General features: G+C 64.9%; 21 protein-coding genes. 8 read left to right on the forward strand and 13 right to left on the reverse strand.

Annotation, left to right across the window (positions count from 1 at the left end):
* Position 1 precedes the first annotated feature (1 nt).
* A complete protein-coding gene (locus AAFG16_RS29430) occupies positions 2–394 on the forward strand; it encodes a GFA family protein (protein WP_283079977.1) in 393 nt (130 codons plus the stop codon).
* Between the two features lie 8 nt (positions 395–402).
* Here the strand turns inward: AAFG16_RS29430 and AAFG16_RS29435 are convergent, their stop codons facing one another.
* Positions 403–1,302, reverse strand: a complete 900-nt coding sequence (locus AAFG16_RS29435) for a DMT family transporter (protein ID WP_342730902.1) — start codon at positions 1,300–1,302, stop codon at positions 403–405.
* Between the two features lie 90 nt (positions 1,303–1,392).
* Here AAFG16_RS29435 and AAFG16_RS29440 point away from each other — a divergent pair, with 90 nt between their 5' ends.
* The 3 genes from AAFG16_RS29440 to AAFG16_RS29450 all read left to right on the forward strand — a co-directional run bounded on the left by AAFG16_RS29440 (position 1,393) and on the right by AAFG16_RS29450 (position 3,495).
* Positions 1,393–2,259, forward strand: a complete 867-nt coding sequence (locus AAFG16_RS29440; RefSeq protein ID WP_342730904.1) for a LysR family transcriptional regulator — start codon at positions 1,393–1,395, stop codon at positions 2,257–2,259.
* A gap of 71 nt (positions 2,260–2,330) precedes the next feature.
* Complete coding sequence (locus AAFG16_RS29445; RefSeq protein WP_283079980.1) at positions 2,331–3,011, forward strand: site-2 protease family protein; 681 nt, start codon at positions 2,331–2,333, stop codon at positions 3,009–3,011.
* Between the two features lie 61 nt (positions 3,012–3,072).
* Complete coding sequence (locus AAFG16_RS29450; RefSeq protein WP_283087003.1) at positions 3,073–3,495, forward strand: hypothetical protein; 423 nt, start codon at positions 3,073–3,075, stop codon at positions 3,493–3,495.
* 33 nt (positions 3,496–3,528) lie between these two features.
* On the opposite strand, the gene AAFG16_RS29455 is transcribed toward AAFG16_RS29450, so the two are convergent.
* The 6 genes from AAFG16_RS29455 to AAFG16_RS29480 all read right to left on the reverse strand — a co-directional run bounded on the left by AAFG16_RS29455 (position 3,529) and on the right by AAFG16_RS29480 (position 9,459).
* On the reverse strand, positions 3,529–4,320 hold the full coding sequence (locus tag AAFG16_RS29455) for a TonB family protein (protein WP_342730906.1): 792 nt from the start codon (positions 4,318–4,320) through the stop codon (positions 3,529–3,531).
* A 10-nt stretch (positions 4,321–4,330) separates the two neighbouring features.
* Complete coding sequence (exbD, locus tag AAFG16_RS29460; protein WP_027557385.1) at positions 4,331–4,792, reverse strand: TonB system transport protein ExbD; 462 nt, start codon at positions 4,790–4,792, stop codon at positions 4,331–4,333.
* Between the two features lie 3 nt (positions 4,793–4,795).
* The gene (gene exbB, locus AAFG16_RS29465) at positions 4,796–5,740 is read right to left on the reverse strand and encodes a tonB-system energizer ExbB (RefSeq protein ID WP_342730909.1); all 945 of its coding nucleotides are present in this window, start codon (positions 5,738–5,740) and stop codon (positions 4,796–4,798) included.
* On the reverse strand, positions 5,737–6,426 hold the full coding sequence (locus AAFG16_RS29470) for a Fe2+-dependent dioxygenase (protein ID WP_283079984.1): 690 nt from the start codon (positions 6,424–6,426) through the stop codon (positions 5,737–5,739). Before AAFG16_RS29470 ends, exbB begins: the two co-directional genes overlap by 4 nt.
* Before the next feature lie 19 nt (positions 6,427–6,445).
* Positions 6,446–8,995 carry a TonB-dependent receptor gene (locus AAFG16_RS29475; RefSeq protein ID WP_283087004.1) on the reverse strand — a complete coding sequence of 850 codons (2,550 nt, stop codon included), beginning with the start codon at positions 8,993–8,995 and terminating at the stop codon, positions 6,446–6,448.
* A gap of 224 nt (positions 8,996–9,219) precedes the next feature.
* The gene (locus AAFG16_RS29480) at positions 9,220–9,459 is read right to left on the reverse strand and encodes a hypothetical protein (protein WP_235547003.1); all 240 of its coding nucleotides are present in this window, start codon (positions 9,457–9,459) and stop codon (positions 9,220–9,222) included.
* Positions 9,460–9,834: 375 nt separating this feature from the next.
* Between AAFG16_RS29480 and AAFG16_RS29485 the strand changes: the two genes are divergently transcribed.
* The 3 genes from AAFG16_RS29485 to AAFG16_RS29495 all read left to right on the forward strand — a co-directional run bounded on the left by AAFG16_RS29485 (position 9,835) and on the right by AAFG16_RS29495 (position 14,802).
* Positions 9,835–11,007: an efflux RND transporter periplasmic adaptor subunit gene (locus AAFG16_RS29485; RefSeq protein WP_283079985.1), complete on the forward strand. Its 1,173-nt coding sequence runs from the start codon at positions 9,835–9,837 to the stop codon at positions 11,005–11,007.
* Positions 11,004–14,150, forward strand: a complete 3,147-nt coding sequence (locus tag AAFG16_RS29490; RefSeq protein ID WP_283079986.1) for an efflux RND transporter permease subunit — start codon at positions 11,004–11,006, stop codon at positions 14,148–14,150. The genes AAFG16_RS29485 and AAFG16_RS29490 overlap by 4 nt, the downstream gene beginning before the upstream one ends.
* 64 nt (positions 14,151–14,214) lie before the next feature.
* The gene (locus AAFG16_RS29495; RefSeq protein ID WP_342730913.1) at positions 14,215–14,802 is read left to right on the forward strand and encodes an invasion associated locus B family protein; all 588 of its coding nucleotides are present in this window, start codon (positions 14,215–14,217) and stop codon (positions 14,800–14,802) included.
* A 120-nt stretch (positions 14,803–14,922) separates the two neighbouring features.
* On the opposite strand, the gene AAFG16_RS29500 is transcribed toward AAFG16_RS29495, so the two are convergent.
* Entirely contained in the window at positions 14,923–17,211 is a 2,289-nt protein-coding gene (locus AAFG16_RS29500) for an arylsulfatase (protein WP_342730915.1), read from the reverse strand.
* A gap of 102 nt (positions 17,212–17,313) precedes the next feature.
* Between AAFG16_RS29500 and AAFG16_RS29505 the strand changes: the two genes are divergently transcribed.
* On the forward strand, positions 17,314–17,985 hold the full coding sequence (locus AAFG16_RS29505) for a TetR/AcrR family transcriptional regulator (RefSeq protein WP_342730917.1): 672 nt from the start codon (positions 17,314–17,316) through the stop codon (positions 17,983–17,985).
* Here the strand turns inward: AAFG16_RS29505 and AAFG16_RS29510 are convergent.
* The 5 genes from AAFG16_RS29510 to AAFG16_RS29530 all read right to left on the reverse strand — a co-directional run bounded on the left by AAFG16_RS29510 (position 17,967) and on the right by AAFG16_RS29530 (position 22,607).
* Entirely contained in the window at positions 17,967–18,686 is a 720-nt protein-coding gene (locus AAFG16_RS29510; protein WP_342730919.1) for an ABC transporter ATP-binding protein, read from the reverse strand. The two genes, AAFG16_RS29505 and AAFG16_RS29510, sit on opposite strands and share 19 nt — an antisense overlap.
* Positions 18,683–19,450: an ABC transporter ATP-binding protein gene (locus AAFG16_RS29515; RefSeq protein WP_342730921.1), complete on the reverse strand. Its 768-nt coding sequence runs from the start codon at positions 19,448–19,450 to the stop codon at positions 18,683–18,685. Before AAFG16_RS29515 ends, AAFG16_RS29510 begins: the two co-directional genes overlap by 4 nt.
* Positions 19,440–20,411 (reverse strand): branched-chain amino acid ABC transporter permease, encoded by a 972-nt coding sequence (locus tag AAFG16_RS29520; protein WP_342730923.1) that lies wholly within the window; start codon positions 20,409–20,411, stop codon positions 19,440–19,442. Before AAFG16_RS29520 ends, AAFG16_RS29515 begins: the two co-directional genes overlap by 11 nt.
* A 13-nt stretch (positions 20,412–20,424) precedes the next feature.
* A complete protein-coding gene (locus AAFG16_RS29525) occupies positions 20,425–21,288 on the reverse strand; it encodes a branched-chain amino acid ABC transporter permease (protein ID WP_342730925.1) in 864 nt (287 codons plus the stop codon).
* 65 nt (positions 21,289–21,353) lie between these two features.
* Positions 21,354–22,607, reverse strand: coding sequence for an ABC transporter substrate-binding protein (locus tag AAFG16_RS29530; protein WP_342730927.1), 1,254 nt, complete (start codon positions 22,605–22,607; stop codon positions 21,354–21,356).
* Positions 22,608–22,976 lie beyond the last annotated feature (369 nt).

Consider the following 22,976-nt stretch of genomic DNA (forward strand, 5'->3'; position numbering starts at 1 on the left):
CATGATCCGGGAAGGTGGATGCCTGTGCGGCGCGGTGAGGTTCAAGGCGGAGGGCGAGCCGCTCAACGTCCGCATCTGCCATTGCCGCTTGTGCCAGAAGGCGATGGGCTCGCCGTTCTTCGCCCGCGCGCAGTTCGACCAGCGCGCACTGACGGTCGAGGGCGAGACCGAGCGCTATGCGTCGTCCGAGAACATCGACCGCGTCTTCTGCAAGCGCTGCGGCACGCGCCTGTTCGCCTGGCGGCGCAATGGCACGCTCGCCGGTGTCTCGCTTGCGACCTTCGATGATCGCAACGCCTTTACGCCGACCGAGCACATCTGGGTGAGCGAGAAGCTCGCCTGGCTGAAGCTCGATGACGGTCTGGTGCAATATCCGGGGACCATCCCGACGTGAGGTCGCGATCAGCCTGAGGCGCCGGCCGCTTCAACGCGCCGGCCCGTCGTGGTCGCAATCCAGATTCCGGCAAACACCGCGACGATGCCGGCCGCGAGATTCCACCGCAGCGGTTCGTGCAGCAACCAGGCGCCGACCAGCGAGGCCGTGATCGGGTTGACCGTCACCGAGATGGCGACGCGCGTCGGCGTCGTCCGCTCCAGCGCGAAGGCCCAGAGATAGAAGGTCAGCGCCGCGCCGAACGCGCCGAGATATGACGCCGCCAGCCATTGCGGCGCGCCGAAGCTTGCGACCGGCGCAAAACTGCCGCGGCCATACGAGAGCAGGATGAGGCAGGCCGCGCCCGCCGCCATGCTCATGGTGGTGAAAGCGATCGGGCTGGAGCGGCGGATCAGCGGCTTCGACCAGATGCCGTAGAGCGCCATGCATAGCGCAGCCGCCATCATCAGGAGATCGCCGCGCCAGGCACCCGGCGGCGCCGAGGTCAGGTCGGTGAGCAGCGCAACCGCAACGCCCAGCGTCGCGATCACGACACCGATCGATTTACGCCAGGTCAGGGCTTCGGCACCGAGTGCGGCTCCGATCACGAGCGACAGCAGGGGAAGCGTCGACAGTGCGAGCGCGCCACGCGCGGCCGTCGTGAAGATCAGCGAGGCGTTGAACAGGATCGGGAACACGGCGAAGAACAGAATGCCGAGGGCGAAGGCGGCCAGCCAGTCGCCACGCCCCGGCCAGCGATCACCGCGCAGCAACGTCAGCGGCAGCAGCAGGAGAACGCCGATGCCGAACCGGAACGAGCCGATCGCGAGCGGGTCGATGCTGCCCACGAGGTACCGCGTGGCGCCGATCGAGGTGCCGCCAAGGCCGCTCGACAGCACCGCGGCCAGAACGCCAAAAGTCTCGCCCACGCTCCCTCCCCCGACTGCTTTGCGGGCGAGCATATGAGACGCGCCGAAACAGGGAATGGAATTTCTGTCATGCCAGGATAAGTTTTCATCATGATCGCACCTGTTCTCGATCCCGACCTGCTGAAGGCGTTTGTCGCCGTTGCCGAACATCGCTCGTTCACACGCGCTGCCGCGACGCTCCACCGCACGCAATCGGCGGTGAGCGTCCAGATCAAGCGCCTGGAGGAGCGGCTTGGTGCAACGCTGTTTCAACGTACCAGGGCGGGCGTCGTGCTGACCACAGCAGGCGACGAACTCCTCGTCTATGCGAGGCGCCTTCTCGACCTCAATGCGGAAGCAATCGGCGCACTCCGCGCACGCAAGCACGAAGCCGTGGTCCGCCTCGGCGTGATGGACGATTACGGCACGATCGTCATTCCGCCCTTGCTCGCGCGCTTTGCCAAAAGCCATCCGGACGTCAGGGTCGAGATCGAGACCGGGTTGACCGCGACTATGCCAGCAAGGCTCGGCGAGGCCTATGACCTCGTCATCGCCATGCATCCGGAAGGACAAGGCGCTGGCGAGCTGCTGCGGCGCGAGCAGGCGGTGTGGGCGGCGGGCGCGTCCTATCCAGCCGGAGCGCGCGATACGCTGCCGGTCGCACTCTATCCGCCAGGCTGCCTGTTCCGGCAATGGGCCGCGGAGGCGCTGGATGCCGCCGGCCGGCCCTGGCGGCTCGCCTTTGTCAGCCGCACACTGGCGGCGGTGGAAGCGATTGCGGCGCAGGGCCTTGCGATTACGGTGGTGAAAGCCGGCACCCTGCCCGCCAGCCTGCATAGCCTGTCGGACGGCCTGCCGCCGTTGCCTGCGGCAGACATCCGCCTGCACCGCGCACGCAACCTGTCGCGTGCCGGCGGCCTGCTGGCGGATCATCTACAGCTTGGGATTTCGCAACCAGCGTCCCATATCCTGCCCTGACGCGTTGCCTCACCACCGGATTGGCCGGGTTGGCTGCAAGGCCACGAGGCGCAAACCGGGATCGACGAGCCGTGAACATTTCCTTTTATGACATTTCGGTTTGGGTGCTGCCGCTGGTGCTCGCCATCACCTTTCACGAGGCCGCGCACGCCTTCGTTGCGCACCGTCTCGGCGACAACACAGCCGCGCAGCTCGGCCGCGTCAGCTTCAACCCGATCCGGCACATCGACCCGTTCGGCACCCTGATCCTGCCGGCGATGCTGCTGTTTGCGCATTCGCCGTTCCTGTTCGGCTATGCCAAGCCGGTGCCGGTGAATTTCCGGAAGCTCAACCATCCGAGGCTCGACATGGTCTGGGTGGCGCTGGCTGGCCCTGCCACCAACATCCTGCTGGCGCTCGCGGCCGCGCTTGCCCTGCACGCCCTGCCATTCGCGCCTACCGGCGCGGCGCAATGGATCTTCGACAACCTCAAGAACGCGCTCCTGATCAACGCGGTCCTGGCGGTGTTCAACATGATGCCGATCCCGCCGCTCGACGGCGGCCGCGTCGCGGTCGGGCTGCTGCCGCGACCGCTCGCTTTGCCCTTGGCCCGACTCGAGCCGTTCGGCATGCTGATCCTGATCGGCCTCTTGATCCTGCTGCCGCTGGCGGGCTCGCAGTTCGGTCTAAATCTTGATGTTATTTCAGCAATACTGCGGACGTTGACCGGATATGTGATTCAGGCTGTTCTCTTCCTGACCGGCAATGCGTAGTTGACTGAACACCCGAATTCCAGCCGAAGGGCCAGAGGCCGACTTGGTCAAAGCTGCCGATATGCTGATCGCGCGACGCGCGGACACCCGTGCCCGCGCCGATTTTGCCACCTGGAAGATGATGGCCAAGCTCAACGGGGCGTCCGCGCTGCCTCCAGACGCCCAGGAGTTCCTCGCCAGCTACAAGAACCTGCTGGCGCGGATGAGCGAGGGTGAAGCCACCGAGGCCACCATCGGCGCGATCTACAAGGCGTACTATGCCGAGATGGGCGGTGCGGGAACCGCGCCTGACGTCCGCCCCCGCCAAGCCGAGCCGGCCGCGGACAATGTTACCGCGTTCCGGCGCCCGGCGCCGAAGCCGAAGAAGGTCAGCTTTTTCGGGGCGGCGACCGCAAGCGGAACCCAGAAGCGGCCGCTGCCGGTGGCGCTGATCTTCGCCTGCCTGGTGGTGGTCTATGTCGGGATCAGGCTCTACTGGCGCTGACGCGCCAAGACACGGGCCAAGATCCGAGCCAAGCTATTTCGCCGGCTTCTTGAAGTTCACGGGCAGGCTGAAGGCAAACTGATCGGCCGTGAGCTCGGCCGGCGGAACCGGTACCGGATCGGAGCGGCGGACCATCGAGACGGCCTCGCTATCGAAAGCCGGATCGCCTGAGGACTCCGTGACATCGACCGAGACCACGTTGCCGCGGCGGTTCAACACCAGGCTGAGCTTGACCGTCGTCGTCTTGCTCTTGTCCTTGGGATAGCGCTTGTGAAGCTCGAAATAGGCGCTGATCCGCTTGCCCCACTCCGCTGTCAGCTTCCGAATGTCCTTGCCGATGCCCTGATGAGGGGCCGCAGCCTTTTCGTCCTCGCGCGCGGTCTCGTTCAACGCCTGCTTGGCCGACTCGACCGAGTTCGGCGCTTCCTCGACGGCCTGGGTTTCGACCTTGGCGACCTTCGTCGTGTCCTCGACCGGCTTCTTGGAGTCGTTCTCGGTCACGAGCCGGTCGGGGTCCTCGGCCTCCTGCGGCATCTCCTTCGGGAGATCGGTCTCCTTGAGCTCGGCCTTCTGCTCCATCTGCTGCGGCTGAAACTGCGAGGCCTCGCTATCCGGGCCCGGCGGCAGATCCGTCTCCGGCAGCTTCGGCGAGGTCATTTCGACGGCGAATTCCGCACCGTTGGCCCCGAGGCCGTCGTCGCCGTCGTCCGCCCGCAAATTCGCCAGCGCCAGCGCGGCGCCGCCAACATGGAGGACGAGCGCTGCCACCGCGGCCAGAACCCAGAGCCGCCGCGGCGTTTTCACCTCGGTCACAGGATCGGACATCGCGCCGTACTCAGGGTTGGGGCGCCGCTTGCGACGGCCCAGCCGCCGCAGCAGGCGCTTCGAGTGCCACCAGCTTGACACGAGAATAGCCGCCGGCACGCAGGATTTCCATGACGGCCATCAACTCGCCGTAAGGCACGGCGCGGTCGGCGCGCAGGAACACGTATTTGTCCTTGCTCATCTCGGACATCCCGTCGAGAGAGCCGATCAGCTCGGTCCGCTTGACCGGGTTCTCCCCGATCGCCAGCGTCAGATCGGGCTTGATGCTGACATAGGTCGGCTTGTCCGGTTTCTTCTGCGGCATCGCGCTCGAGGTCGGCAGGTCGATCGGCAGATCGACGGTCGAGAGCGGCGCTGCGACCATGAAGATGATCAGCAGCACCAGGATGACGTCGATGAACGGCGTGACGTTGATGTCGTGCGTTTCCGCGAAATCGTCGTCGTCATCGTTGTCTGCGAGCGAAACGCCCATGGTTCACTCCGCCGCGCGTGAATGCGCGCTGCCGTGGCTGCGGTCGAGATCGCGTGACAATAGCCGCGCCGCCGCGCCCGAGGCACGGCTGACGAGCTCGAGATAGCCCTTCGTCATGCGCGAGAAGTGATTGTAGATGATGACGGCGGGAATGGCGGCGAAGAGGCCGATCGCGGTCGCGAGCAGCGCTTCGGCGATGCCGGGCGCGACGACGGCAAGGTTCGTGGTCTGCGACTTCGAGATGCCGATGAAGCTGTTCATGATGCCCCAGACCGTGCCGAACAGGCCGACGAAGGGCGATGTCGAGCCGATGGTCGCGAGCACGCCCATGCCGACGCGGATGCGCCGCGCCTCCGCGCGCACGATCTCCTGGAAGCTCGAGGCCGCGCGCTCCTTGATGCCGGCATCGCTGGACAGGCCGGCCGACATCCGCGCCTCGCGCAGCGCCGCCGCCAGGAAGGACGGCAGGATGCCCCCCTTGGCGCCAAGCGCCATCTGGGCTTCGGCGAGCGAGCGCGCCTCCGCGACCTTTTTCAGCGCCGAACGAAGCTTGCTTGATGCGACCGACAGCTCGATCGACTTGGCGATGAGGACGGTCCAGGTCATCAGGGAGGCAAAGGCGAGCCCGATCATCACCGCCTTCACGATGACGTCGGCCGACATGAACATCACCCAGGGCGACAATTCCTTCATGGCCGGCGCGATGCCAGCCGCCGTATCGGGCTTTACGACCGCCGGCGCGGTGGCTGAGGGGGCCGCGGGTGCCGTCGCCGCCGGAGCAGCCGCCGGGGCCGGAGCAGCCACTGGGGCCGGACTGGTCGCAGCCGGCTGGGCCGTCGCTTGTGCCGGGGCCGCCGGCGGGGTCTGGGCGGAAACAGGAGTTGCGAGCCAGGCGGCCGTCAGGACGACAGCTGCGGCAAGGCTTGCTTGGAAGGACATGATCTTCATACTTCGGCCCAGTAGCGAATGAGGTTGTGATAGATACCCGTCAATTTGACCGTTTCGGGATCGTCACGCCCGAGCCGTTCCACCAGCGCCTGTATCGCGGTGTCGAGGTCAAAGATCATGGTACGGGCTTGATCGTCCCGTATCATGCTCTGAAGCCAGAAGAAAGACGCAACCCGCGTCCCCCTCGTCACGGGCGTCACGAGATGCAGGCTGGTCGAGGGATAGAGCACGCAGTCGCCGGCTGGCAACTTGACTTCGTGCGAACCGTAGGTGTCCTCGATCACAAGTTCGCCACCGTCATACTCTTCCGGCTCGGCGAGAAACAGCGTGACCGACAGGTCGGTGCGGATGCGAAGGCCGGTCAGCCGGTCGCCGCGGATCGCATTGTCGACATGCAGCCCGAAATGATGGCCGCTGTTCGCCGCATAGCGGTTGAACAGCGGCGGGAAGATCTGGAGCGGGATGGCCGCCGCAATGAAGCGCGGGTTCGAGGTCAGCGCCGAGATGATGCGGTTGCCGAGCTTGCGCGCGACCTCGCTGTCCGGCGGCAATTGCTCGTTGCGCTTCACCATCGCCGACTGTGCGCCCGCGGTCGAGCGGCCGTCCTCCCACGCGCTGGCGTCCATGATGCGGCGGAAATCCGCCACATCATTTTTGCTGAGAACGTTTTCGATGCATGTCAGCATGAAACTCGTTGTTGCTCCGTCAGTAGCGGGCTGACAGCACCAGGTAAGCGGCACGCCCCGGTGCTTCCAGCACGAAGGGCGCAGCGCTCTGGTACAGCGCGTCGTAGTAGCGCTTGTCGAAGATGTTGTTCACGAACAGCTTGACCTGCCAGTTCTTGTTGATCTTGGCCTCCGCGAACATGTCGAAACGCCAATAGCTCGGAATCGACGTGCCCTGGTTGGCCGCGAGGAAGGTGCCACCATAGATCTTCGAGCGATAGACTGCCTGACCACCCAGCTCCCAGACGTCGTTGAACTGGTACTTGCTGAGCATGCTGAAGGATTGATGGGCGACGTTCGAAAGCGGCAGGCCCACGTTCGTCGTGTAGAGGGCCGTATTTGCAGGCGGGATCAGCGACTTCGTCACCTCGGATTGCATTAACACCAACCCGCCGAAGACACTCCATTTGTCGGTGATCTTGCCGCCGACGCCGAGATCTATGCCTCGAATACGGTAAGCAGCTCCGGCCGTGATACAGGAAACGGTTCCCGTAGTGCCTGCAGGATAAGGACAGGCTGCGGTCGCCGTGGCGGCCGTGATGTTGCGTGACTCGCGCGCATTGTCCTTCTCGGTCTGGAACAGAGCGGCTGTGAGCAGCAGGTGCCTGTCAAACAGCTCCCACTTCGTGCCGAGTTCGATTGCTCTGTTCTTTTCGGGACCAAAAATCTGCGTGGCATTACCGTTGAGCACCGGTGCAAGGCCGCCATACTGGACGCTGGTGCCGTCGAATTCCGCGCCGACCGGGTTCGACGACGTCGCGTAAGCTGCGTAGACGCTGCCGTTCGGCAGCGGCTTCAGCGTGAGACCGAGATTGAAGTTCGGCATTCCGTAGTCTTGCTGCTGCGTGCCGAACACGTTGGCGACCCCATTTACGGTGCCGTATCCGCTCGTCTTGATGTTGTAGTCGTCGTAGCGAACGCCACCATTCAGGATGACCAGATCGCGGTAGTTCGCGCTGTCCATCGCGTAGACGCTCTTGGTGTCGATCGTGATCTTGGTAGGCAGGCCCGACAAGCCGGCCGGTATTCCGAACGGAAGGTTCGTGAACTGCGGATTGAATACGCTCACCCCGGACAATGATCCGGTGCCGCTGAAACCGCCGGGAAGCGCTTCGGAGCTGAGACCGAGATACTTGTCGATGGACGACTTCTCGTGGTCGTATTCGAAGCCGGCAAGTGCCGTGTGTTTGAAGCCGACGCCGTCGTTGAATTTGTATGTCGCCTCCGTCTGGTTGGCGATCACACTGGTCTCCTGGAAGCGGCTCTGCGGATTGGCACTGAGTGTCGACGCCGAAAGCGGATTGGCCAAAACCGGCGCTTCCGGAAGCGTGCCGATGTAGTTCTGGGTGGAATACGAATCCCGGAACTTGTTGGTAATCAACAGGTCGGGTGTGATCTGCACTTCCGCGTTGAGTGTGCCAATGTCCTGGCCGGTCCGATAAAAGTCACGATTGACGAAGCCGTACCAGTTGTTGCGGTTGGAGCCGAAATCCGGGAACGGCCCGCCGGCCGTGCTCGCCGTGCTGGGCCGATAGTAAGGCACGCCGAAGTCGGGCAGACCGGTCAGCTCGGTATGGATGTAACCGGCCTGGATCTTGACCGCATCTACGGGCTTCCACGTCGTAGCGACAAACGCTCCGTCACGATTATCCTTCACATAATCGCGCCCGGCGACGCCTGCGTCCTGGAATAGGCCGCCAGCACGCACCGCCCAGGTCGGGTTGATCACCTGGTTGACGTCGAGCACCACGCGCTTGGTCTGGTCGGTGCCAAACGTCGTGTCCATGTTGTAGAAGCTCCCCGCCGTCGTCGCCTGCTTGGTGACGATGTTGATCGCACCACCGGCGATGCCGCGGCCGGCGAAGGTCGAGCCGGGGCCGCGCAGGATCTCGACCTGCTCGGTGAAGAAGTTCTCACGCACGCTGACGCCGGAATCGCGGACGCCATCGATGAAGACGTCGTTGCGGGCATCGAAGCCGCGGATGAAGAAGCGGTCGCCGAAAGCATTGCCGCCCTCGCCCGTTCCGAGCGTCACGCCGGCCGTGCTCAGGATCGCTTGCTTCAGGGTCGTGGCGTTCTTGTCCTCGAGCACTTCCCTCGTAAGCACGGTGATCGATTTTGGCGTGTTGAGGATTGGCTCAGGGAATTTGCCTGACGCTTGCACTCGGGTGGCCATGTAAGGCGCGGCGGGATTTGCGTATGGATCACGATCAGCAGCAAGACCGCCTGCATTAACCACCGGTGCCGTTGCAGCCTGCTGCCGCTGCGCCGCACGCCGCAGCGCGTTGCGTGCGCGGACCTGCTCGGCCGTCGGTTTCGAAGCGGTGGGACGCGGACGCTCGTGGGGCGCATCGACCGTGACGGGCGGCAGGTTGGACTGCTGCGCATGCGCGCCGCTCGACACCGACGCCACCGCGATCAGGCTCGCAACTGCCGAGACCGTCTTGCCAGAACCACCCGACGACTTCTCATCCATCGAATCGAACGCTGCGACCGAACGCAACGATTTCGGTGCGACCACCTGCCCCATTACCAAACGCCCCATCTTCTTGTTCGCTCATTCACTTCGATGAACGATGGGCTGTTGGTATCGGCGGCAAAATAGCGGGTCAATGCGGGCAAGCCGCCAGAACCCTTGAATACGTCAAGATCAAAACGATTCTAAACTGTAGTTTGAAACGGTTCTAAACGAAGATTGGAGTCGTTCTAAAACAAGCGCGAAAAGCACGTCGCTATCGGCATCGCGCGCACGCTTCAGTCGCTGCTCGGCGGCTTCATCAGCGAGAACAGTTCGTCGATGTTTTTCTGCGCGATCGCGCGCACGCGATCGGTGTTGTCCAGCCCGGCGATGTTGACGCCGTTGACGACGGCTTTGATCTCGTCGCGGAAGTCGGTGAGGAAGCGCAAGGGGTCGCGCTGCTCGTTGGCGACCCGCGCGATCAGTCCCGTGATCAAGATCTGACACGCGATCAGCTTGCCGTTCAATTCGTCCATCCTGCGCTCCCGTTGTGGCGGCGCCGATATGGACGATGCCGATTTTCCTGACAACCGAAACGGTCTGCGCAGAATTTAGAACCGTTCTTGGCTCGCCTGAGCCGGCCCTCCGCGCGGCGCATCTCGCTCTCGCGCACACCACTTCCGAGCATTGCACAAAGTTTGCCCGCTGATCGATCCTCGTGGGAAAATGCAGCACTGCACACCGTAGCGTCACGGTGCTGCCTAAGCCGTGCAAAGCTTTCCAATTGTTTAGGATTCTCCACCGATAGTGCTGTTTACACTGGAACTTGGCGTGTATTATACAAGCGCGCTGGAACCCTACGATTGCCCCATAATTCGTTACTTAGGGCATACGAGCCGACACGAGCCGATATGAAAAAAACACGGCCGATCCTCTGGATTCTGATCATCGCGGCCGTGGCCTCCGCGGGTTACTATGGTTGGCAGAAATACGGCTCGCCCGAGGCCGGAAAAGCCCAGACAGCGCAGAAAGGTCCGCCGCGTGCGCCCGCCGTTCCCGTCAGCGTCGCGCCGGTCCAGACGGCCGATTTCCCGGTTTACCTGACCGGTCTCGGCACGGTTCAGGGTTTCAACACCGTCCAGGTCCGCACCCGGGTCGACGGCCAGATAGACAAGCTCGAATTCAAAGAGGGCCAGATCGTCAAGGAAGGTGACATTCTGGTCTCGATCGATCCCCGTCCCTACCAGGCCGCGCTCGACCAGGCCAAGGCCAAGAAGGCGCAGGACGAGGCCAATCTGGCCAATGCCAATCTCGAGCTCCAGCGCGCCATGAAGCTCGGCGAATTCGCGACCGCGCAACGGGTCGACACCCAGCGCTCCACCGTCGCCCAGCTCACCGCGCAGATCGCTGCCGACGAGGCCGCGATCGACAACGCCCAGACCCAGCTCGACTACACCCAGGTCAAGTCGCCGATCACCGGCGTCGCGGGACTGCGCCAGGTCGACATCGGCAACATCGTCAACGCGTCCTCGCAGACCGGCATCGTCATGATCTCGCAGGTCGAGCCGATCTCGGTGATCTTCACCGCGCCGGAGGACCAGCTTCCCTATATCAGCGAGGGCCAGAAGGCCGGCGCGCTCAAGGTGATCGCCTTCACCACCGACGGCAAGAAGACGCTGGCCGAGGGCAAGCTCGCGGTCATCAACAACCAGGTCGACACGAGCAGCGGGACTATTCGGCTCAAGGCGGTGTTCGACAACAAGGACCACGCGCTGTGGCCGGGCCAGTCGGTGTCGACGCGCCTCTTGGTGCGGACGCTGAAGGATGCGACCGTGGTCCCGGATGACGCGGTTCAGCATTCCACCAACGGCCTCTACGCCTATACCGTCAACCAGGACAACAAGGCCGAAGTGCACAAGATCAAGGTCAGCTACGCCATCGACGGACGTTCGGTCGTGGACGAAGGCTTGAGCCCCGGCCAGCAGGTCATCACCGGCGGTCAATTCAAGGTGCAGCCCGGAAGCCTCGTCTCGACGACGGTGGCGAGCTCGGATCCGGCCCAGAACAAGGTACGACGGGAATGACCGAGGGCGGGATTTCGGCACCTTTCATCCGTTATCCCATCGGCACCTCGCTGCTGATGGCCGGCATTCTCTTTGTCGGTCTCGTTGCTTACCCCTTGCTGCCGGTCGCGCCGCTGCCGCAGGTGGACTTCCCGACCATCCAGATCACCGCCAATTTGCCGGGCGGCAGCCCCGAGACCATGGCCTCGTCGGTGGCCCAGCCGCTGGAGCGCCAGTTCGCGCAGATTCCCGGCATCGCCCAGATGACCTCGACGAGTTATCTCGGCACCGCCTCGATCACCATCCAGTTCGATCTCAATCGCAGCATCGACGGCGCCGCCAACGACGTGCAGGGCGCGATCAACGCCGCCAGCGGCCAGCTGCCGAAAAACCTGCCCTCGCCGCCGACCTACCGCAAGGTCAACCCGGCCGACGCGCCGATCCTGCTGCTGTCGGCAACGTCCGAGACGCTGCCCCTGACCACCGTCAGCGATGCCGTCGACGCCCAGCTCGCCCAGCAGATCAGCCAGCTCTCCGGCGTCGCCCAGGTCTTCATCGGCGGCCAGCAGAAACCCTCGATCCGCATCCAGGTCGATCCGGCAAAGCTGGTGGCCAAGGGCCTGTCGATGGAGGACGTGCGCAGCCAGATCGCGATCACCACGGTCGACAGCCCCAAGGGCAATATCGACGGCGAGAAGCGCGCCTACACGATCTACGCCAACGACCAGCTGACCCAGTCCAAGGACTGGAACGACGTCATCATCGCCTATCGCAACGGCGGTCCGTTGCGCATACGCGACATCGGCCAGGCGGTCAGCGGCGCCGAAGACGCCAAGCAGGCGGCCTGGGCCAACGGCAAGCGCGGCGTGTTCCTGGTGATCTTCAAGCAGCCGGGCGCCAATGTCATCGAGACCGTCGACCGGATCAAGGCGACCCTGCCCCGCCTCGTGGCGGCGATCCCGCCCGCGATCAAGATCGAGCTCATCAGCGACCGCACCACCACCATCCGCGCCGCGGTCGAGGACGTGCAGTTCACGCTGCTCCTGACCATCGCGCTCGTGGTCATGGTCATCTTCATCTTCCTGCGCAGCTTCTGGGCGACGGTCATTCCCACCGTCACGGTTCCGCTGGCGCTGCTGGGCGCCTGCGCCCTGATGTGGGTGTTCGGCTATTCGCTCGACAATCTGTCGCTGATGGCGCTCACCATCGCGGTCGGATTCGTCGTCGACGATGCCATCGTGATGCTGGAAAACATCACGCGCTACATCGAGGAAGGCGAATCGCCGATGGCGGCGGCCTTCCGCGGTTCCAAGGAAATCGGCTTCACCATCGTGTCGATCAGCGTCTCGCTGGTCGCGGTGCTGATCCCGCTGCTGCTGATGGGCGGCATCATCGGCCGCCTGTTCCGCGAATTCGCCGTCGTGCTGGCGATGACGATCTTCGTCTCGATGTTCGTGTCGCTGACGCTGACGCCGATGATGGCCTCGCGCTTCCTGCGCGCCCATGGCGAGGTGACCCACGGCAAGTTCTACCAATGGAGCGAGCGCGCCTTCGACGCCATGCTGCGCGGCTACGAATATGGGCTCGACCATGCGCTGGCCTGGCGGCGCACCACGCTCGTGATCTTCTTCGCCACGCTCGGCCTCTCGGTCTACCTGTTCGTGCTGATCCCGAAGGGCTTCTTCCCGCAGCAGGACGTCGGCCTGATCACCGCGACCTCCGAAGCCTCGCAGGACATTTCGTTCAAGGAGATGCAGCGGCGGCAGGTCGAGCTCGGCAAGATTGTGATGGAGGATCCCGACGTCGCCACCATCGCGATGAACATCGGCGGCAGCGGCCGCGCCGGCAACAACGGCAACATGTTCATCACCCTGAAGCCGCGCAACGAGCGCGAGGCCTCGGCGCAGCAGATCATCGCGCGGCTGCGTCCCAAGCTCGAGAAGGTGTCCGGCGCCCGCCTCTACATGCAGGCGGCGCAGGACGTCCGGCTCGGCGGCCGGCCGACGCGTACGCAGTTCGAGTTCACCCTGCAGGACGCCGATCTCGCCGAGCTCAACGACTGGGCGCCGAAAATCCTAGCCAAGATGCAGACGCTGCCGGAGTTGCGCGACGTCGCGACCGACCAGCAGACCCAGGGCACCACGGTCCAGCTCAAGATCAACCGCGACACCGCCTCTCGCTACGGCATCCAGCCGCAGCTGATCGACGACACGCTGTATGACGCGTTCGGACAGCGGCAGGTGACGCAGTATTTCACCCAGCTCAACACCTACAAGGTGATCCTCGAGATCCTGCCGGAGATGCAGGGCAGCCTCGACAGCCTGGACAAGCTGTACCTGAAATCGCCGCTGACCGGCGACCAGGTGCCGCTCTCGACGTTTGCGACCTGGACCACCGATCCGGTCCGTCCGCTCTCGATCAGCCACCAGGGCCAGTTCCCGGCGATCACGATCAGCTTCAACCTCGCCCAGGGCGTCGCGCTCGGCCAGGCCACCGAGGCCGTGCAGAAGGCGATGGCCGATCTCGGCGCGCCGCCGACGCTGAACTCGAGCTTCCAGGGCACCGCGCAGGCGTTCCAGCAGTCGCTCGGCACCGTGCCGCTCTTGATCCTCGCCGCGCTCGTCGTGGTCTATCTGATCCTCGGCATCCTCTACGAGAGCTACATCCATCCGATCACGATTCTGTCGACCCTGCCCTCGGCCGGCGTCGGCGCGCTCGCGATCCTGATGGCGGCCGGCTTCGACTTCAGCCTCATCGCGTTGATCGGCATCATCCTCCTGATCGGCATCGTGAAGAAGAACGGCATCATGATGGTCGACTTCGCCATCGCCGCCGAGCGCGACGAACACAAGACGCCGGCGGAATCGATCCGGCAGGCCGCGCTGCTCCGCTTCCGCCCGATCATGATGACGACGATGGCCGCGCTGCTCGGCGGCGTGCCCTTGATGCTCGGCCACGGCACCGGCGCCGAAATCCGCCAACCGCTCGGCTACGCCATGGTCGGCGGCCTGATCGTCAGCCAGGCGCTGACGCTGTTCACCACCCCGGTGGTCTATCTCTATCTCGATGAGCTCAACAACTGGTTCTCGGGCTGGGGCCGCACGGGTGACGGCGAAGGCCACGAGACGCCAGAGCACGGCAGCGTCAAGCAAGCCGCCGAGTAAGCTTGCGTCGCGGCTCCCGCGACGCTACAGCGAGACCCCTGGTTCACGCCAACGCGGTTTCGCCATGCTCATGCAATCCAGACTTGTCGCCCTCGCCGCTGCTGTCCTGTTGTCGACGGGTGCCGCGCATGCCCAGCAGGGCGCCAAGAAGAACGCAGCCCCTGCCCCAGCCGCCGCCGCACAGCCCGCCGCCGCACAGCCCGCTCCCGCCCCGACGCAGCAACCGGCAGAAGGCACCCCGGGACAGCCGGGCTGGATTGTCCGCTGCACCAGCGCCAGCCGCGATGCGCCGCTCGAATGCGCGATGGAGCAGAACGCGGTGCTGACCAAGACCGGCCAGACCGTCGTCCTCATCAACATCCGCATCGCACCCGACACCCGCACGCCGATCGCGCTGCTGCAATTGCCGCTCGGCCTCAACCTGCCCGTCGGCGCCAAGCTCCAGGTCGACGAGGGCAAGTCGTTCGACCTCCAGATCCAGACCTGCGAGAACCGCGGCTGCTACGCCTCGACGCCGATCGGGGCGGACCTGCTCGCGGCCCTGCGCTCGGGCAAGCAGCTCAAGGTCTCCTTCCAGAACATGGCCAAGGAGACGATCGCGATCCCGATGCCGCTGAACGATTTCGCGGCGGCCTACGACAAGATCAAGTAAGGGGCGCTGTCATCGCCCGCGAAGGCGGGCGATCCAGTACGCCGCGGCAGCTCGACTCTAGCCGCGCTGGCTCGGAGTACTGGATGCCCCGCCTCCGCGGGGCATGACACCGGTTTTCCCTCACTGCCGCGCCATCTGCGCATTGCCGACGGCATCGCCGTCGAGCTTCTGGTCGTGGTGCATGGTGACGGTGACGCGCTGCAGCCTTCCCTCGAATTCGAACGGCGCCTCGTAATGCGAGACCGGGCTGCCGCGGTCGCGGCCGATGTCGAGGCCGGACCACGAGATCAGCGTGTGGAAGCCGAGCTGGGTCTGGAGCGAGCCCGCCTTCTCGCCGTCGATCAAAAGCGTGTATTCGGTGACGCCAGTGCGCGAGCCCTTGGCGGGCGGCTCCTTGCGCACGAGGCGCTCGACGTGCACGCCGAGCCGGCGCGCGCCTGACGGCACCTTGCGATCCGACCGCACGATCTGGTGGCTGCCGCCGATGTTGAGGTCGTGCACGAGGTGTCCATCCTTGACGTAGAGGCTGTAGCCGGACGTCGCATCGCCATGCGAGATCAGCACGCCATCGGCCCCCCGCTCCTCGATCTCGACATGCGCCTCGATCGTGTAGCTGCGGCTGCGCACGTCGGGCGCGACGTCGGTCGGCACGTGGCCCATGCCGGCATGGAAGACAAAATGATGGCGCGCGCCGTGGAAGCGCGCGGCATTCTCGGCAAAGCGCGGCCCGAAGCGGTCGTCGAGCGGCAGCACCTTGTGCTTCTCGGCTTCGTCCCACCATGTCGCAATCATCTTTGCCAGCCGCTCCGGCTCTTTGAGCGCGAGGTCATTGGTCTCAGAGAAATCCTCGTCGAGATGGAAAAGCTCCCATTTGTCGTTCCCGAACGGTGTGCCTGATGGATGAAAGGCGACGGCCTTCCATCCGGCCTGCCAGAGACCGCGATGACCGAACATCTCGAAATATTGCGGCGAGCTTTTTGAGGGCGCGGCCGCATCATTGATCGAGCGCGCGAAGCTCTCGCCTTCCAGCGGCATCTGCCGGCAGCCCATGATCATGCTCGGCGACTCGATGCCGATCAGCTCCAGCAGCGTCGGCGTAAGATCGCAGGCGTGCACGAATTGGTGCCGCAGCTCGCCCTTCGCCGCGATGCGCTTCGGCCAGTTGATGACGAAGGGATCGCGGATGCCGCCGCCATGGGTGTTCTGCTTGTAGCGGCGCAGCGGCGTATTGGACGCCATCGCCCAGCCATGCGGGAAATTGCTGTGGGTGTCGGGCCCGCCGATGTCGTCGATGCGGGCGAGTTTTTCGGCGATCGGCTCCGGCTTGAAGTTGAACGGCCCCATCGCGTTGACAAAGCCGAGCGGCCCGCCCTCCTGGCTCGCGCCATTGTCGGACATCACGATGATGACCGTGTTGTCGCGGATGCCGGCTGTGTCCAGGAACGCGACGAGGCGTGCAAGATGCCGATCGGAATGGTCGAGCATGCCGGCGAAGGCCGCCTGCAGGCGGGTGAAGACGCGGCGCTCGTCGGCCGAATGCTCGTCCCATGCTTTCACCCCATCGTTGCGCGCCGGCATCCGCGTGTCCGGCGGCACCAGTCCCATCGCCTTCTGGCGCGCGAGACGCTGCTCGCGCTCGACGTCCCAGCCGTGCGCGAAGGCAGCATCATAGCTCCTGATGATATCAGCGGGCGCCTGATGCGGCGCGTGACAGGCGCCGAGCGCGATCCAGGTGAGCCAGGGAATCTCCGGCCGATCGGCCTGGTGGTCGCCGATGAAGCGGATGGCCTGGTCGATCAGGTCCTCGGTCAGATGATAGCCGTCGGCATAAGTGCCCGGCGGATCAATATGCGTGTTGTCGGAGACGAGCTCAGGCGCGTACTGATCGGTCTCGGCATCGAGAAAGCCGTAGAAGCGGTCGAACCCGCGCCCTAAAGGCCAGCCGTCGAACGGGCCGGTGGCGCCGCTCTCGGTCAGCGGCGTGACGTGCCATTTGCCGACCATGTAATTGCGATAGCCGTGCACGCGCAGCATCTCGGCGAGCGTTCCCGCCTCGCGCGCGATCTTGCCGCGGTACCCGGGATAGCCCGAGTCGAAATTGGCGAGACAACCGACGCCGACCGAATGATGGTTGCGCCCGGTCAGCAGCGCCGCGCGCGTGGTCGAGCACATCGCCGTGGTGTGGAAGCCGGAGTAACGCAGGCCCTCCGCGGCGAGCCTGTCAATGGTCGGCGTCCTGATCGCCGAGCCGTAGCAGCCGAAATCGGAGAAGCCGACGTCGTCGAACAACACGACGAGGATGTTCGGCGCGCCCTCGGGCGGCTTCACGGCCTCCGGCCACCAGGGTTTTGACTCCGCAACCGTCTTGCCGACGATGCCGCTGAACGGCGCGGTGCTGCCTGCGCTCATCTGCTCCTCCCTGACCCGGCTCTCGCGGTTGACCCGCAGCTTGGCCGTGGCTAAAACTATAATCCGAATTATGGTTATGATTTAGGCCGGATGCAAGCACGGATGAGGCCACGTTCAGAGCCCGAAGTTCGCGACTTCGACCTGCCCGGCGTCGCCCCGTCGCGCCAGAAGCGCAGCCGCGAGACCACGCTGGCGCTGCTGCGCGCCGGCGCCGACATGCTACGGACTCGCAGCCTTGCCGAGCTCTCGATCGAGGCGCTCTGCAGCGAAGTCGGCGCCACCGTCGGCGCCTTCTATAGCCGCTTCGAGAGCAAGGAAGCCTATTTCAACGCGCTGATGGCGCTTGCCGCGCGCGACGGCGAGCAGCGGCTTAGTGAAATCAGGCGACCGTCGCCCGATACGAGCCTCGACAAGCTCTGCCATCTGATCGTCGGTGGCATCATCGCCTGGATGCGCAACCATGAAGGCGTGCTGCGCGCCGCGCTCCAGCACGACGACACCCGCCCGGACAAGTGGACACCGTTCAAGGCCCTCGCCCAGGCGACGACCGCGCGCGCCACCCCTCTCCTGCTCCCGGCCATGGGCAGGGGTCGCAAGGCAGCAAAGACCCGCACCATCGCCTTCGGCTTCCAGGTCGTGCTGGGCACGCTGGTGAACGCGATCCTCAACGATCCCGGGCCGCTGTCGCTTGCATCGAAAGAGATGGAGACGCGGCTCGCCGGCTGCCTGTTGCTGCTGCTCCAGGCGGAGCTCGGTCAGTCCACCCCGAGATAGGCCTTCTGCACCTGCGGGTCCTCTGCAAGCGCGGCCGCCGTGCCGGACAGCACGCTCTTGCCGACCTGGAGCACGGTGGCAAAGTCCGAGACTTCCAGCGCGAGCTCGATCGACTGCTCGGCGAGCAGGATGGTCAGGCCCTCGCGATGCAGGCGGCCAAACGTCTCGTACATGGATTCGACCACCGCCGGCGCGAGGCCGAGCGAGGGCTCGTCGAGCATCAACAGCTTCGGGTCGCTCATCAACGCGCGGCCGACCGCGAGCATCTGCCGCTCGCCGCCGGACATGGTGCCGGCGCGCTGGTTGCGGCGCTCTTTCAGGCGCGGAAAGATTTCGTAGACGCGTTCGAGCAGCGTGGCCTGGCGCGACCTGTCGTGCAGCGGCGTCGCACCGAGCAGCAGATTGCTCTCGACGCTCTGCTGCACGAACAGCCGCCAGCCTTCCGGCGACAGCGCAAGCCCCTTGCGCACGATCGCAAAGGCCTTCTGGCCGGCGATCTCTTCGCCGCGAAAGCTGATCTTGCCGGAATGCACAGGAATGAGGCCGGCGATCGCATTCAGCGTCGTGGTCTTGCCGCCCCCATTGGAGCCGAGCAGCGCGACGACGCTGCCCTCGGGCACCTCCAGCGACACGTCGGAGACGCCGATGAGGTCGCCGTAGCGCACTTCGAGGTGCTCGATCCGCAGCAGCGCTCCGCTCATAGGTCCGGCCCGCCCATCAGCTCGACCGGCGTATGGCCTGCGGCAGCCTTGGCTGCGCGCGTGCCGAGATAGGCCGCGATCACCGCCGGGTTCGACGTGACCTCGCGCGGCGAGCCGCGGGCGATCTCCTTGCCCTGATGAAACACCATCACGCGGCTCGCCAGCGACATGATCACTTCCATGATGTGCTCGACGATGACGAGCGTGATGCCGGAGCGGTGGATGTCGCGGACGAGATCGATCGCGAGCTTCACCTCGTTCGCATTGAGACCGGCCATGGCCTCGTCGAGCAGCAGCACCTTCGGCTCGGTCGCAAGCGCGCGGGCAATCTCCAGCCGCTTGCGGCCGGGCGTGCCGAGCGAGCGCGCCGGCGCATCCGCAAGGCGGCTCATGCCGACGCGCTCCAGCACGGCCTGCGATTTCGCTTCGGCCTCCTTGCGATGCGAGGTGCGGAGGAACGCGCCGATCATGACGTTCTCGAGCACCGTCATGCCCTCGAATGTCTGCGGCACCTGGAAGGTACGGGCCAGACCGAGGCCGGCGCGCTGCTCCGGCGTGAAGCCGGTGATGTCGCTCCCCGCGAACAGCACGCGGCCGGAGGTGGCCTGGAGGTCGCCGGTGAGACAGTTGAAGAAGGTGGATTTTCCGGCGCCGTTCGGACCGATCAGGCCGAGAATGTCGCCCTGCTCCAGGGTCACGGAGGCATCGTCCACCGCCTTGAAGCTGCCGAATGCCTTTGTGATCCCGCGCGCTTCAAGGAGCATGGCCTGCTCCCTTGTCCGTCTTGTGTTTGCTCCGTCCCGTGAGCAGGCTGAGCAGACCGCCGGGCTGGAAGCGCGCGATCAGCACGATGATCGCGCCATAGACCACGAAGGTCAGGCCGGCGCCCTTGCCGCCGAGCCAGCTGTTCGAGATCTCCTCCAGCGGCACCAGGATCGCGGCGCCCACGAGCGGACCGAACAGCAGCCCTGCCCCGCCCAGCGCCGCCATGATCAGGATTTTCACCGAGATCAGGATGCCGAGGCCGGACTCGGGATCGACGAAGCCGAACATCATCGCGTAGAGCGCGCCGGCGACGCTCGTCAGCGCCGCGCTCAGCATGTAGGCGTAAAGTTTCGTGCGGCTGGCCGGCGCGCCGAGCGAGCGCGCGGCACGTTCGGAATCCTTGATTGCGCGCAGGTAAAATCCCATCCGGCTGTTGGTCATCCACCAGGTGATCAGCAGCGTGATCACGAGGACGGCGAGGAAGAGATAGTAATACGGCAGCGACGACAGGAAGGAGAGATCGAAGATATTGCGCGGCACGGCTGGCCCCGAGAGACCGACGGCCGCGCCCAGCCATTCGGTGTTGGTGACGATCAGCCGCATGGTCTCGGCGACGGCGATCGTCGCCATGCTGAAATAATGGCCCGACAGCCGCAGCGTCGGCACGCCGACGATGGCTGCGAGCCCGACCGCCAGCACGATGCCGCCGGGGATGCCGAACAGCGGCGACAGGCCGAATTTGGCGTACGACCCCATCGCGGCATAGGCGCCACAGCCGAAGAACACGACATGGCCGACCGAGACCTGCCCGGCATAGCCGCCGACGATGTTCCAGGCGGATGCCGCGATGGCATAGAGCAGCACCAGCGCGCCGAGGCGCTGCTGGAACGGCGAGGACAGCAGCAGCGGATAGGCGATCGCGAAGGCCGCGACGGCCGAGAGCCAGATCCAGCGCCGCATCACATCTTCCCCATCAGGACTTACCCATCAAGCCTTGCGGCCGGAACCAGAGGAAGAACAGGAACAGCACGTAGACGACGATGTCCTTGTAGACCGCGCCGATCAGATAGCCGGAGAGCGACTCGATCACTCCGATCAGGAGCCCCGCGACGAGCGCGCCCGGCACGCTGCCGAAGCCGCCGAGCGACACCGTGACGAAGGCGACGATGGCGAGGGTCTCGCCGACGGTCGGCACGATGTAGAAGAAGTTCGCGATCAGCGCGCCGGCGAGCCCCGTGGCGCCCGCCGCGATCGCCCAGGCGATCGCCTGCATGCTGTCGGGCCGGATGCCCATGAGTTGGGCCGCGGTCTGGTCCTCCGCCACCGCCAGCATCTTGGAGCCGAGCGAGGTGCGCGTCAGCAAGAGATGCAGGCCGAGCGTCACCAGCAGCGCGACGACACCGGCCAGCAGCCGCGAGGCCTCGATGCGCAGGCCCGCAAATGCATAGGTGCCGCCGACGATGTTCGGCGGCATCGACAGGAAATTGGCGCCGAACCACCAGAACACGGAATAGCGTAGCAACAGCGCAAGCCCGAAGGTGCCGAGGATCTGGGCCAGCATCGGCCCCTTCATGATGTCGCGGATCAGGCCGAAATAGACCACGACGCCCAAGGTCGCGAGCACGAGCATCGCCAGCGGCGCGCCGACGATGGGCCCTCCTCCCATCAACGTGTAGACGACATAGGCGACGTACATGCCGAGCATGACGAAGTCGCCATGCGCAAAATTGACGATGTTCATCATGCCCCACACCAGCGTGAGGCCGGACGAAAACAGGGCGTAGACGGCGCCAAGCAGAAGCCCGCCGACGATCACCTGCACGAGGACGAAGGACATGAGCCGCGTTGCTCTGATCAAATCATCTGGGAAACGGCGGGGCGTGCCCCGCCGTCAAAACAACTTCACCAGCCCTTGTAGGGCAGCACCGGCGGCTTCTCGGCATTGGCCTTCGGCCACACCGCAACGTAGTTCTCGCCGTCCTGGAGCTGGATGATGGCGCCGGAGGCGAGGATGTTCTGGCCCTTGTCGTCGAACTTGACGCCCTTGTAGCCGATCATGAGCTGCTCGGGCTTCAGGTCCGTCGCCTTCAGCGCGGCCTGGATCTTGGCAGGCTCGGTCGAGCCGGCGCGGTCGATGGCGTCGGCCAGCACGAAGAAGCCCTGCATCTGGCGGGCGACCGTGTCGTCCATGTCCTCGCCGCTCTTCTTCTTGTACATGTCGGCGATGATGGCGGACGGCGAGCCCGAGGGACCAACGACCCAGGACGAGCGGTTGAAGACGCCCTGCGAGATCTTGCCGACCGCCTTGGTGAAGGACGGATCGGAATAGCCGGCATCGTCGGCGAGCAGCACGGCCGGCTTGTAGTCGAGCGACTGCATGGTCTTGGCGAACAGGATCGCGTCCGACGTGTAACTGATCATGATGACGACGTCGGGCTTCTTGTCCTTGAGCTGGAGCACCTGGCCCTGCACGTCGGTCGCGTTGACGGGATAGGCGACGTCGAGCGCGATCGGCTGGCCCTTGTCCTTGAAGGCGCCGGCGATCGTGTTCGCGACCGAGGTGCCGTATTCGGTGTTGTCGTGGACGATCGCGACGCTCTCGGTCTTGGCCCCCTGCGCCTTGATGTCGGCGAGGAAGTCGACATAAATCTTGGCAAAGTCGGTGGCGATCGGCGTAGTCCGGAAGAACCATTTGAAGCCGCGCTCGGTGAGATTGGCGGCAACCGACTCGGAATTGAGGAATGGCACGCCGTATTTCTCGGCGATCGCGCTCGAGGTCAGCGTCACGCCGGACTGATAGGAGCCGAACACGGCCGCGACCTTCTCTTCGGTGATCAGACGCAGCGCCTGGTTCTGGCCGGTTGCCGGGTTGCCCTGGTTGTCGGCGATGATCACCTCGACCTTGGCGCCCCCGAGGCCGGCAAGGCCCGCGTTCTTCGCCAGCGGGAAATTGCCGAGCTCGGGATGAGCGTTGTTGATGATGTCGGTTGCGACATCGAGCGCCGCCTTGGCGTGCGCGCCGATCGAGGCGGTGCCGCCGGACATCGGCATGATCACGCCGATCTTGACGACCTTGTCCTGCGCCTGCGCGGCGGACGCCAGCGCAAGCGACATCGCGGCTACGCAAAGCAGCCCGGTGACATGCTTCAAATTCATGAAATCAGACCTCCCAAAGGGTTTCCCCGACCAAGGTTTTTTGGAAGCCGTGGCTAAGTGCCCGCTTCCGTTTGTTTATGCCTGGCCATGGGAGGATGGCATGGCGGCCGGACACCGGCAAGGTGCAACGGGGTGAGACGATGCTGCGCGCGGAGTAACCCGCATTCTATCTGGCGTCGCTCGATATTTCCCCGACAACCGTCACGTGAACGCGGCTATCGCCGTGGCAATCCCGGCGCCGTTGCTGCGGCACAAAACGCACCAAGCACCGTGGCGCCGGTTCGCTGGTAGCCCGTTCCGCAGCATGCGGGGCACGCCCCTGCGCCTCACCGAGACAAGGCTTTCCGAGACAAGTCGTCGCGCCAGTCT

This window comes from Bradyrhizobium sp. B117, from assembly GCF_038969555.1.
Taxonomy (GTDB): domain Bacteria; phylum Pseudomonadota; class Alphaproteobacteria; order Rhizobiales; family Xanthobacteraceae; genus Bradyrhizobium.

Excerpts from the sequence above, each read along its gene's own strand:
- AAFG16_RS29430 (WP_283079977.1), top strand. The coding sequence starts at position 2 with ATGATCCGGGAAGGTGGATGCCTGTGCGGCGCGGTGAGGTTCAAGGCG.
- AAFG16_RS29440 (WP_342730904.1), top strand. The coding sequence starts at position 1,393 with ATGATCGCACCTGTTCTCGATCCCGACCTGCTGAAGGCGTTTGTCGCC.
- AAFG16_RS29450 (WP_283087003.1), top strand. The coding sequence starts at position 3,073 with ATGCTGATCGCGCGACGCGCGGACACCCGTGCCCGCGCCGATTTTGCC.
- AAFG16_RS29455 (WP_342730906.1), bottom strand. The coding sequence starts at position 4,320 with ATGTCCGATCCTGTGACCGAGGTGAAAACGCCGCGGCGGCTCTGGGTT.
- exbD (WP_027557385.1), bottom strand. The coding sequence starts at position 4,792 with ATGGGCGTTTCGCTCGCAGACAACGATGACGACGACGATTTCGCGGAA.
- exbB (WP_342730909.1), bottom strand. The coding sequence starts at position 5,740 with ATGAAGATCATGTCCTTCCAAGCAAGCCTTGCCGCAGCTGTCGTCCTG.
- AAFG16_RS29470 (WP_283079984.1), bottom strand. The coding sequence starts at position 6,426 with ATGCTGACATGCATCGAAAACGTTCTCAGCAAAAATGATGTGGCGGAT.
- AAFG16_RS29475 (WP_283087004.1), bottom strand. The coding sequence starts at position 8,995 with ATGGGGCAGGTGGTCGCACCGAAATCGTTGCGTTCGGTCGCAGCGTTC.
- AAFG16_RS29480 (WP_235547003.1), bottom strand. The coding sequence starts at position 9,459 with ATGGACGAATTGAACGGCAAGCTGATCGCGTGTCAGATCTTGATCACG.
- AAFG16_RS29485 (WP_283079985.1), top strand. The coding sequence starts at position 9,835 with ATGAAAAAAACACGGCCGATCCTCTGGATTCTGATCATCGCGGCCGTG.
- AAFG16_RS29490 (WP_283079986.1), top strand. The coding sequence starts at position 11,004 with ATGACCGAGGGCGGGATTTCGGCACCTTTCATCCGTTATCCCATCGGC.
- AAFG16_RS29495 (WP_342730913.1), top strand. The coding sequence starts at position 14,215 with ATGCTCATGCAATCCAGACTTGTCGCCCTCGCCGCTGCTGTCCTGTTG.
- AAFG16_RS29500 (WP_342730915.1), bottom strand. The coding sequence starts at position 17,211 with ATGAGCGCAGGCAGCACCGCGCCGTTCAGCGGCATCGTCGGCAAGACG.
- AAFG16_RS29505 (WP_342730917.1), top strand. The coding sequence starts at position 17,314 with ATGAGGCCACGTTCAGAGCCCGAAGTTCGCGACTTCGACCTGCCCGGC.
- AAFG16_RS29510 (WP_342730919.1), bottom strand. The coding sequence starts at position 18,686 with ATGAGCGGAGCGCTGCTGCGGATCGAGCACCTCGAAGTGCGCTACGGC.
- AAFG16_RS29515 (WP_342730921.1), bottom strand. The coding sequence starts at position 19,450 with ATGCTCCTTGAAGCGCGCGGGATCACAAAGGCATTCGGCAGCTTCAAG.
- AAFG16_RS29520 (WP_342730923.1), bottom strand. The coding sequence starts at position 20,411 with ATGCGGCGCTGGATCTGGCTCTCGGCCGTCGCGGCCTTCGCGATCGCC.
- AAFG16_RS29525 (WP_342730925.1), bottom strand. The coding sequence starts at position 21,288 with ATGTCCTTCGTCCTCGTGCAGGTGATCGTCGGCGGGCTTCTGCTTGGC.
- AAFG16_RS29530 (WP_342730927.1), bottom strand. The coding sequence starts at position 22,607 with ATGAATTTGAAGCATGTCACCGGGCTGCTTTGCGTAGCCGCGATGTCG.